Below are 9,530 nucleotides of genomic sequence, written 5' to 3' on the forward strand. Positions count from 1 at the left end.
AAATAGCGACCGATCCGTCGCTAATTTAAGTAAGCCTCAAGAAATGCCCCCTCGTTATCACGATAAGCGAGGGGCGAACCACCTTCCCTCCCTCGGGGAGAAAATTTGATCCATCACCGCCCTGCGCGTGGCTGATGTGATTCAGATTCGCAGCACGAGGGGTCCGTATCGTTTGTTCCGGCTGGACCAAGCAGACCTGATCGGCGCCTGCTCGGCTTGGGACGGCGATTTGAAGTCACATCAACGCTGTTGAATTCAATGGAGATTTTCTTATGGAAAAGACAGGTCTGTATTTGCTCAAGCTGAGCTTCACTCCCGAAAAAGGCATGACTGGAGCAGGCTCCATGACGCTGGCCGTCACGGTCAATGCCTCCACCGGCGCTCTGCACGGCCAGGCACATGGCTCCATCCTGGAAGGCACGCAGCACTCCCCGACCTTCACCGCCCCGGCTACCGGCGCCATGCATAGCACTGGCTTTGGCCACATCACACGCGTCGGCGCCGTTCATGGCGAGGCTGCTGTGTCCGTCGCCCCGCCGGCGATCGGCACCTACCTCGCTCCGTTCTCCGCTAGCTTCGGCTTGGGTGCAGACTGGACTGGCCAAGGCCAATTCACTGTAGGTACCCATACCTACAAGTGTGATGTGAAGATAGTGGATGGCGCTGTTGCATAAATCCTGAACAGGGCGAGGCTCCCCTCTCCCCAAACGGATTTACACCACAGCCACCGTGCACCGACGGCCCTGCATACTGAAGCGGTTCAAGATGGCAGCACGCACTTGCAGCTCTGCCACTTGACCATCGGAACGCCGGGCCGTCATCCTTTCACCCAACGCATCTCGGGATCGCGCTCCTTCTTTGTACTATTGGTCGAACTCGGCGCAGCGCTCATCGCTGCGCCAGCGCCAGCCTGACACCCAGAGCGACAAAGGCAGCGGCAAAACTGCGGCGCAACCAAAGCATTGCTCTGTGACTACGCAGAACACGGTCGCGCACGGCAGCAGCGAACCATCCGTAGAGGGCGAAGATCGCCAGGGTCATGGCCATGAACACCAGCGACATGGACAGCATGGACCACATGGGAGAGATATCGTCGCTACGGATGAACTGCGGCAGAAAAGCGAGGAAAAAGATCGAGAGCTTTGGGTTGAGAAAGTTGACCAGCACCGCATTCTGGATGATCTCGTAATAGGTCTGCGGCCGCTGCACGCGCTCGACGCTCAGCAGATTCTTTTCCTTCATGACCAACCAGGCCATGCGAAGCAAATACAGTACGCCCGCATACTGGATCAACTCGAAACAGAAGGGGCTACTGTGCAAGACCGTGGCCAGCCCGGTGATGGCCAGCAACATGTGGGGAATGATACCCAGGGTGCAGCCCGTTGCCGCCACCATGGCCGCCCGCGTGCCATGGGAAAGCCCGGCGTTCAAGGTCACCAGCGCCCCGGTTCCAGGAGAAGCCACGACGATGAGCGATGTGATCAGGAATTCCGTGTGCATACCAGCGCCTCCCAAGGTAGATGAAGGCTGCTGCGGGCGATGGCCGGCAGCAGCCCGTGGAAGGATCATGATGACCTGCACGCACGGCCAAGTCTTGAAAGGAATTGCAGGCCTTGCCGAGCGCCTGATACCGCCCTTGCATAGGCCCCCTGGCGACAGCCCGGAAGCTGCGGACGAAATGACGTGTCATGTGACTCTGATCGGCAAAGCCCGCAGAGGTTGCACCATCCCGCAAGCTGCAACCCTGCCGGATCATCTGCCGCGCTAGATGGATGCGTCTTTGCACGATGTAGGCATGAGGGGTCAGTCCAGTGGCGCGGTCGAAATGCCGGATGAATTGAAACCCGGCTGAGATCCGCCTCGCGAGCCAGTTCGACCAGCGTCCAGCCATGGGCAGGCTGTTCATCGATCCAGGATTTGGCCCGCGTGATGGCCCTCAAGTCTGCGTAACCTGGCTTGGGACAAGCCGGCCGTAAGAGGGCCTGGAGCAGCAACAGCAGGCTTTCATCGCCTGGCAAAGTCCAATCTGAGGAGGATCGGGTGACGGCCTGGACATGGTGCCGAAAAATCCTGGTCAGCGCGGGATCGCGTCTGCGTGGTTGCGGGAACTCCATGCACGTACGAGGGCCGGTTTCGTTCAGATCGGCGACAGTCGCTTGCACCACTGCCACGTCAAGATAGAGCATCTGCCATGCGCGGCCCCCCTCTCCCAGAGGGGTACCGTCATGCACTTCTTCCGGGTTGACTGTGATGATATCGCCCGCGGTAGCTTCCACCACGCCACATTGACTCGCCGATTTCTGAGCACCCCGCAAGATGAGTCCCACACCGAACTGCTCATGGGTGTGCTTGCCAAAATGGTGGTCGGTGTCCGCAAACACCATCTGCATGTCCTGTCTGGCGCACGTCAGAATTCTGAATGGAGCTTCCTGCAAGAAGGCCTCTCATGCACAGAGAAGAAAATGGGAAGAGAATTATTTTAGTTTTCCGCCGAAAACCTTAGCAAACATTCTCTTCAAGCAACGAATCGAGAGCTCTTGGCGAACGCCCTGCCGCAAGCGCCCTTGCCAATGCAAAGCCGCGATTGAAACCGGGGCCTTGCATGACGCGAGGCAGCGTGGGAGCGTCAGCGCTCCACTTCACATACTTTCCGGTCATTCTCATAAAACACCACCGGCCCCGTGGTGAACCGTTCCTTGGGAATGGACACCATCAAGTAATCCTTGATGCGATAGGATGCGCCGGACGCTGGAGCACGATAGAGGTAGTTCAGGCGCAATGTCCCGTCGCGCAGGCGCACCGACAGGGGTGTGAAGACATGCGGACGTTCGGCGGCATCGGGGGCGCTCATGGTGCGGGCCACCACCAGGTATTGCTTGCGTTCGAAATGATCGGGCGAGGGGCCGAAGGGGCGCTTGTCGTCCATGACCGGAGCCGGCAGCATCCAGTGGTCCCATTCGGCACGACTGCGGATCAGGGCGCAGAAGACCGGCTGGCGCTGCTCATCCCAGTTCCTCAGGAAGCCCTGGTAAGAACCGCTCAGGATGGTCTTGTACGGCACCACCGTCGGATCTTCCGCTTCGGTCCACGGCATCATGGAACAGCCGGCCATGGTCGCCAGCATCGTGCCACCCAACACCCACTGCATGGTACCCCTGATCATCTTGCGCATTCGTTTTCCCCAAGAAGCTTAGCATTTAATCATGTCTTGCCCATTGCTGGCGAGATTTCCTTGCATCTCTGCCCAAGTCCCGCCTCGCAGGCCCCATGTGCGCTGCTGCTCAGAGCCTGCCGCGCGCCATTGGTTCAGCCTGCTACTCGTCGTTACCTTTGTAGAGGCAGGTACGGGATTTGCGTGATAATGCGAGGTCTGGAAGGCGGCCACATCGGCGCGATGACATGTCGCACCACCTGCTGGGGATAGCCTCGGCACCCGCCTCCCCTGTTTCCGCCATTTTTGAAGGATCGTTTCCATGAGCTCAGCAGTCATTTCCTCATCCGCCAGCGGCATCGCACTGGACGGCTTCATCGCCGCCATGCCGAAAACCGAACTGCACCTGCACATCGAAGGCACGCTGGAACCCGAGCTGATGTTCGCCCTGGCCCAGCGCAACGGTGTCGCGCTGCCCTACGCCTCGGTGGAAGAGTTGCGCGCCGCCTACAACTTCAGCGATCTGCAATCCTTTCTCGACCTGTATTACGCCGGCGCCAACGTGCTGCGCACCGAACAGGACTTCTACGACATGACGGCCGCCTACATTGCCCGCGCCCAAGCCGATAACGTGCGTCATGCCGAAATCTTCTTCGACCCGCAGACCCACACCGAACGCGGTATTGCGATGGCCACCGTGTTCGCCGGCATCGCCCGCGCCCTGCGCGATGCGCGCCGCCGCGACGGCTTTGGCAGCGTCATGATCATGTCCTTCCTGCGCCACCTGTCCGAAGAAGACGCCTTTGCCACCCTGGAAGCGGCACTGCCGCTGCGCGAACAATATGCCGACCTGTGGCTGGGTATCGGCCTGGACTCTTCCGAGCGCGGCAACCCGCCGGAAAAATTCGAACGCGTCTATGCCCGCTGCCGCGAACTGGGCTTCCGCCTGGTGGCCCATGCCGGTGAAGAAGGCCCGGCCGCCTACGTCATCGGTGCGCTGGACGTACTGCACGTGGAACGCATCGACCATGGCGTACGCAGCGAGGAAGACCCGGCCCTGATGCAGCGCCTGGCACAGCAGCGCACGCCGCTGACGGTGTGCCCGCTGTCGAACCTGAAACTGTGCGTGGTCAAGGACATGGCCGAGCACAACCTGGCGCGCCTGCTGCAAGCCGGCCTGGCGGTGACCGTCAATTCCGACGATCCGGCCTACTTCGGTGGCTATATGAATGCCAACTACCAGGCCGTGGCCCGTTCACTGAACCTCTCGCGCGAGCAGGTGCTGCAACTGGCGCGTAATGGCATCGATGCCTGCTTCCTCAGCGATGAAGACAAAGCCACGCTGCATCAGGAACTGGAACAGTACGCCGCTGCGCACTGATTGCCCCGTCCTGCATCGCACCGTCCGCCCGGCCTCGTGCCGGGCGTTTTTGTCTGGACTCCGGTCAAGCACGCTTCTTGCATAGGTGTTCAGCGGGATTGGCGACGCTGCTGTACACAAATTGTCGTATCCAGCCGACGCCCACCCCCTTCGTTTTTGCCGCAATCCCGGCATAAATTGACAACAATTTTGGAAGCAGAGATTACGCTATGCAGCATCAATTCCACCATTGGCCCGCGGGGCAGGAAAGGGAAACAGCGCTGCGTCGCAGCATCGAAATTCGGACCATTGGCGACCCAAAGAAGGACACACTCTTTTCTTTTTGGTGCAGAATGAGCCCCATTTTGTTGCAAATTATTTCCAAGATTGTTGACGATCCATGCGCCTCGTTGTTGACCGGCAAGCCCCTCCAGAGATCAACCCCAGCCAGAGCACGAGCATCATGAACAAAGCCAACAAGACTGCCCGCTCCCCCGCCGTCCCTGCGCGCGCCACTGCGCGCGAGCGTGAAAGCACCGGAGCGGTCGAGGAAAGGATGTACCAGGACATCTACGACGCGATCATGGAACATCGCCTGCCGCCGCGTACCAAGCTGACCGAGCAGACCCTGTGCCAGATCTACGACACGGCCCGCCACACGGTGCGCAAGGTGCTGTCGCGCCTGGCCTCGGAGGGCATGGTGGACCTGGAAGCCAATCGTGGCGCCTTCATCGCCAGCCCCTCGCACACCGAGGTGCGCGATATGTTCGAGCTGCGCAACATCCTCGAACATGCGGTACTGGAAAAGGTTGGACGCCAGGCCGGCACGCGCCAGATCGCCAGCCTGCGGCGCATGGTGGAAGAAGAAAGAGACTGTTACCTCAACGGCGACCGGCCGCGCTGGATCAGGCTTTCCGCCCAGTTCCACCTGGCGCTGGCGGAACTGACCGGCAATGCCCTGCTGGTGGAAACCCTGCGCAAGCTGGTCTCGCGCACCACGCTGATGATTGCCAAAACGGAGGCGCCAGGCCACAACGCCTGCTCCTTCGACGAACACGAGACCGTGCTGGAAGCCCTGGAAAAAGGCGACATCGAAGCCGCCCAGGAGCATATGGCACACCACTTGCATTTGTGCGAGGACCGGGTACGGCCGGATGCGGATGATCAATTCGATCTGCGCGCCGTACTGGGCAAGGGACTGTAACCCACGGGCCGGCGCGCAACACTAACTTTTGACATGACGAAAAGTTAGGAAATTGGAAGAAAGAACTTAGAACTCATTTCATCAATAGGCGTGAGATGCGTTCTAAAAAAGGGCCACGTCGCGCGGCTCATGACAGTAATGACCGTGTGACCACCACTATGCCGACAAGAGCATACAGGAAGTCCATCGAACTGCCCGGCCATCGCCGGGCGTGATTCGTTCCCTCAAAGCTTTCTCTCTGATGGAGATCCGCATGACGACCGACTCTTCCCCCGCAGCCAGCAGCTACCACAGCGGCGCCGACGATGCGCGCCTGACCAATGAAGACCTCGCCCCGCTGAAGAAGCAGACCTGGGGTTCCTACAACATCTTTGCCTTCTGGATGTCCGACGTCCACAGCGTGGGCGGCTACGTGTTCGCCGGCAGCCTGTTCGCGCTGGGCCTGACCAGTTGGCAGGTGCTCATCTCGCTGCTGATCGGCATCAGCATCGTCTATCTGCTATGCAACCTGGTGGCGCGTCCCAGCCAGGCGCATGGTGTGCCCTATCCGGTGATGAGCCGGCTGTCCTTCGGCGTCTTGGGCGCCAACGTGCCGGCCATGATCCGCGGCCTGATCGCCGTGGCCTGGTACGGCATCCAGACCTACCTGGCCTCGGCCGCCTTCGTGGTGGTGGTGCTGAAATTCTTCCCCGAACTCAAACCCTATGCCGACGTCCACGTCCATTCCTTCGCCGGCCTTTCGGCGCTGGGCTGGGGCGGCTTCCTGCTGCTGTGGGTGATGCAGGCGCTGGTGTTCTGGAACGGCATGGAAACCATCAAGAAGTTCATCGACTTCGCCGGCCCCGCCGTCTATGTGGTGATGTTCATCCTGGCCGGCTGGATGATCTACAAGGCTGGCTGGCAAAACGTCGGCCTGAACCTGGGCGAGATCAAGTACAGCGGCTGGGCGGCGGTGTCGGTGATGATCACGGCCATCTCGCTGGTGGTCTCCTACTTCTCCGGGCCGATGCTCAACTTCGGCGACTTCTCCCGCTACTGCCATACCTTCGCCGATGTGAAGCGCGGTAACTTCTGGGGCCTTCCTGTCAACTTCCTGGCCTTCTCGATTGTCACCGTAGTGACGACTTCTGCCACCATCGCCGTCTTCGGCGAACTCATCACCGACCCGGTGGAAACCGTCTCCCGCATCGATAGCACCACCGCGGCCGTGATCGGCGCGCTGACCTTCCTGGTCGCTACCATCGGCATCAACATCGTCGCCAATTTCGTCTCGGCCGCGTTCGACTTCTCCAACCTCTCGCCCAGCCGCATCAGCTGGCGCGCCGGCGGCATGATCGCCGCCACGGCCTCGATCTTCATTACGCCCTGGAACCTGTTCGGCAATCCCGAAGTGATCCACTACACGCTGGACGTGCTGGGTGGCTTCATCGGCCCGCTGTACGGCATCCTGCTGGCCGACTACTACCTGGTCAAACAACGCCAGGTCAAGGTCGAGGATCTCTACACCCTGCGTCCCGAAGGCCGCTACTGGTACACCAATGGCGTCAACCGCGACGCGGTCAAGGCCCTGATCCTGGCCGCCGCCGTCTGCGTGGCCTGCGTGATGCTGCCGCAACTGCGCAAGGCGGCCGACTTTTCGTGGTTCATCGGCGCTGCTCTGGGCGCGGTGTTCTACCTGATGTTCGTGCGCAAGCGTTAAGCACTCACGCAAAGAAACAGAGTCACCAAGGAAATCCCATGCGCATCAAGCTGATCAATCCCAACACCACCATGAGCATGACGGCGGCCATGACCGCCTGCGCCCGCACGGTGGCCGCGCCCGGCACCGAGATCACGGGCGTCAGTCCGCAGATGGGCCCAGCCTCCATCGAAAGCCATTACGACGAAGCGCTGGCCGTCCCCGGCCTGCTACAGGAAATCGACCAAGGCGAGCGTGACGGATACGACGCCTACGTCATCGCCTGCTTCGGCGACCCGGGCTTGGCGGCGGCACGCGAACTGGCCCGTGGCCCGGTGATCGGGATTGCCGAAGCTGCCATGCACATGGCCAGCCTGATCGCCCCCGCCTTCTCGGTCGTCACCACGCTGGGCCGCACCAGCGGCATGGCCTGGCATCTGGCCGAACGTTACGGAATGCAGCGTTTCTGCCGCAACGTGCGCGCCTGCGAGATTGCCGTACTGGAACTGGAAAACCCCGCCTCCGACGCCCGCGCGCGCATCACCGAAGAATGCCGTCGCGCGCTGGCCGAGGATGACGCCCAAGCCATCGTCCTGGGGTGTGCCGGCATGGCTGAGCTGTGCGCGGCCATCGGGCGCGACATCGGCGCGCCGGTCATCGACGGCGTCACTGCCGCCGTGAAACTGGCAGAATCACTGGTGGCGCTGGGCCTGGGCACGGCCAAGCGTGGCGAGTGGGCGCAGCCCTTGCCCAAGGCTTATCATGGCTTGTTGAGCGGCTTTGCACGCTCCTGATACCGGATTTCCAAGGCAGCGCTGCTGGTGGCGCTGCGATTCTCTTTCTTGACAGCTCATCGAAGATCTTATGTCACAGCAATCCACCTATCCCCGCGACCTGGCCGGCTATGGCCGCAACCCGCCGCACGCGCGCTGGCCTGGCCAGGCGCGCGTGGCGCTGCAATTCGTGCTGAACTATGAAGAAGGCGGCGAGAATTGCGTGCTGCACGGCGATGCGGCCTCCGAACAATTCCTCTCCGAGATCGTCGGTGCGGCGGCTTATCCGGCGCGGCACATGTCGATGGAGTCGATCTATGAATATGGCTCGCGGGTAGGCGTGTGGCGCATTTTGCGCGAGTTCGAGAAGCGCGGTCTGCCGATGACGGTGTTTGGCATCGCCATGGCCTTGCAGCGTTCACCGGATGTGACGCAGGCTTTCCTGGATCTGGGGCATGAGATTGCGTGCCATGGTTTGCGCTGGATCCATTACCAGAACATCGATATCGAGACCGAGCGTGCGCATATGCGTGAGGCGGTGCAGATTTTCCGGGAGCTGACGGGGAGCGCGCCGTTGGGCTGGTATACGGGGCGGGATTCGCCCAATACGCGGCAGCTGGTGGTGGAGCATGGAGGCTTTGCCTATGACTCGGATTATTACGGGGATGACCTGCCGTTCTGGACGGAGGTCGAGACCGGTGATGGGGTGAAGGCGCCGCATCTGGTGGTGCCTTATACGTTGGATTCGAACGATATGCGGTTTGCGACGCCACAGGGGTTCAATACCAGTGAGCATTTCTATCAGTATCTGAAGGATAGCTTCGATGTGCTCTATGAGGAGGGCGAGGAAGCGCCGAAGATGCTTTCCATCGGGATGCATTGCCGCTTGCTGGGACGGCCGGGGCGGTTCCGGGCCTTGCAGCGATTCCTTGACTATGTGCAGTCGCATGACAAGGTCTGGATTTGCCGGCGGATTGATATTGCCGAGCATTGGAAGAAGACGCATCCTTTTGCGGAGCGCTGAACACTAAGGGTTTTGGTTGTTGATACTTAGTTTTCTGTTTTTTTTAAATAAATAATACCGCCTTGGTTTTTTTGGGGCGGTATTTTTGGTTTTAGGTTTTGGGTAGTCTGCACGGAAAACTTATGTGCGCTCTAGCTTAATTGTGTTCTTTCTCCGGTCGAAGCGGAGCGCCGGGGGCGGCCCGGCAGCCGCTCACTTTTCTTGTCTCGCCAAGAAAAGTAAGCAAAAGAAGGCGACCGCTACTACCCCGCCCTCCTTCGGAGGGTCCCCGCGTCAGTGCACATCAAAACGGGAAAAATAGAGTCGCTTCGCTCCGACTATTTTTCTGATCCGTTTTGAT

The 9,530-nt window shown here is 60.3% G+C and carries 8 protein-coding genes and 3 pseudogenes; 6 read left to right on the plus strand and 5 right to left on the minus strand.

What is annotated here, in order from left to right; translation table 11 throughout:
* The first annotated feature begins 272 nt into the window (after positions 1 to 272).
* The gene (locus I5W_RS15535) at positions 273 to 674 is read left to right on the plus strand and encodes a DUF1842 domain-containing protein (protein ID WP_017449680.1); all 402 of its coding nucleotides are present in this window, start codon (positions 273 to 275) and stop codon (positions 672 to 674) included.
* 39 nt (positions 675 to 713) lie between these two features.
* On the opposite strand, the pseudogene I5W_RS31365 reads toward I5W_RS15535, so the two are convergent.
* The 5 genes and pseudogenes from I5W_RS31365 to I5W_RS15550 form a co-directional block, all read right to left on the minus strand.
* Positions 714 to 833: pseudogene (locus I5W_RS31365) on the minus strand (IS5/IS1182 family transposase); the annotation flags it as partial.
* A 55-nt stretch (positions 834 to 888) separates the two neighbouring features.
* On the minus strand, positions 889 to 1,500 hold the full coding sequence (locus tag I5W_RS15540; RefSeq protein WP_044529906.1) for a LysE family translocator: 612 nt from the start codon (positions 1,498 to 1,500) through the stop codon (positions 889 to 891).
* Positions 1,501 to 1,720: 220 nt separating this feature from the next.
* Positions 1,721 to 1,906: pseudogene (locus tag I5W_RS34245) on the minus strand (hypothetical protein); the annotation flags it as partial.
* A 139-nt stretch (positions 1,907 to 2,045) separates the two neighbouring features.
* Positions 2,046 to 2,390, minus strand: a pseudogene (locus tag I5W_RS34250) (AraC family ligand binding domain-containing protein); the annotation flags it as partial.
* 236 nt (positions 2,391 to 2,626) lie between these two features.
* The gene (locus I5W_RS15550) at positions 2,627 to 3,172 is read right to left on the minus strand and encodes a hypothetical protein (RefSeq protein ID WP_050010678.1); all 546 of its coding nucleotides are present in this window, start codon (positions 3,170 to 3,172) and stop codon (positions 2,627 to 2,629) included.
* 301 nt (positions 3,173 to 3,473) lie between these two features.
* On the opposite strand from I5W_RS15550, the gene I5W_RS15555 reads away from it, so the two are divergent.
* The 5 genes from I5W_RS15555 (at position 3,474) to puuE (ending at position 9,190) form a co-directional block, all read left to right on the plus strand.
* On the plus strand, positions 3,474 to 4,532 hold the full coding sequence (locus I5W_RS15555; RefSeq protein ID WP_044529908.1) for an adenosine deaminase: 1,059 nt from the start codon (positions 3,474 to 3,476) through the stop codon (positions 4,530 to 4,532).
* A 442-nt stretch (positions 4,533 to 4,974) separates the two neighbouring features.
* On the plus strand, positions 4,975 to 5,715 hold the full coding sequence (locus tag I5W_RS15560) for a GntR family transcriptional regulator (protein ID WP_044529909.1): 741 nt from the start codon (positions 4,975 to 4,977) through the stop codon (positions 5,713 to 5,715).
* Between the two features lie 253 nt (positions 5,716 to 5,968).
* Entirely contained in the window at positions 5,969 to 7,414 is a 1,446-nt protein-coding gene (locus I5W_RS15565; protein ID WP_044529910.1) for an NCS1 family nucleobase:cation symporter-1, read from the plus strand.
* Positions 7,415 to 7,452: 38 nt separating this feature from the next.
* Positions 7,453 to 8,187 carry an aspartate/glutamate racemase family protein gene (locus I5W_RS15570; RefSeq protein ID WP_044529911.1) on the plus strand — a complete coding sequence of 245 codons (735 nt, stop codon included), beginning with the start codon at positions 7,453 to 7,455 and terminating at the stop codon, positions 8,185 to 8,187.
* Positions 8,188 to 8,257: 70 nt separating this feature from the next.
* The gene (puuE, locus tag I5W_RS15575) at positions 8,258 to 9,190 is read left to right on the plus strand and encodes an allantoinase PuuE (protein WP_017449689.1); all 933 of its coding nucleotides are present in this window, start codon (positions 8,258 to 8,260) and stop codon (positions 9,188 to 9,190) included.
* Positions 9,191 to 9,530: the final 340 nt, after the last annotated feature.

It is taken from the genome of Herbaspirillum sp. B65 (assembly GCF_000333555.1).
Taxonomy (GTDB): Bacteria; Pseudomonadota; Gammaproteobacteria; order Burkholderiales; family Burkholderiaceae_D; genus Herbaspirillum; species Herbaspirillum rubrisubalbicans.

What these genes read in the sequence shown, in the direction of transcription:
- I5W_RS15535 (WP_017449680.1), top strand. Translation starts at nt 273, where the DNA reads ATGGAAAAGACAGGTCTGTATTTGCTCAAGCTGAGCTTCACTCCCGAA.
- I5W_RS15540 (WP_044529906.1), bottom strand. Translation starts at nt 1,500, where the DNA reads ATGCACACGGAATTCCTGATCACATCGCTCATCGTCGTGGCTTCTCCT.
- I5W_RS15550 (WP_050010678.1), bottom strand. Translation starts at nt 3,172, where the DNA reads ATGCGCAAGATGATCAGGGGTACCATGCAGTGGGTGTTGGGTGGCACG.
- I5W_RS15555 (WP_044529908.1), top strand. Translation starts at nt 3,474, where the DNA reads ATGAGCTCAGCAGTCATTTCCTCATCCGCCAGCGGCATCGCACTGGAC.
- I5W_RS15560 (WP_044529909.1), top strand. Translation starts at nt 4,975, where the DNA reads ATGAACAAAGCCAACAAGACTGCCCGCTCCCCCGCCGTCCCTGCGCGC.
- I5W_RS15565 (WP_044529910.1), top strand. Translation starts at nt 5,969, where the DNA reads ATGACGACCGACTCTTCCCCCGCAGCCAGCAGCTACCACAGCGGCGCC.
- I5W_RS15570 (WP_044529911.1), top strand. Translation starts at nt 7,453, where the DNA reads ATGCGCATCAAGCTGATCAATCCCAACACCACCATGAGCATGACGGCG.
- puuE (WP_017449689.1), top strand. Translation starts at nt 8,258, where the DNA reads ATGTCACAGCAATCCACCTATCCCCGCGACCTGGCCGGCTATGGCCGC.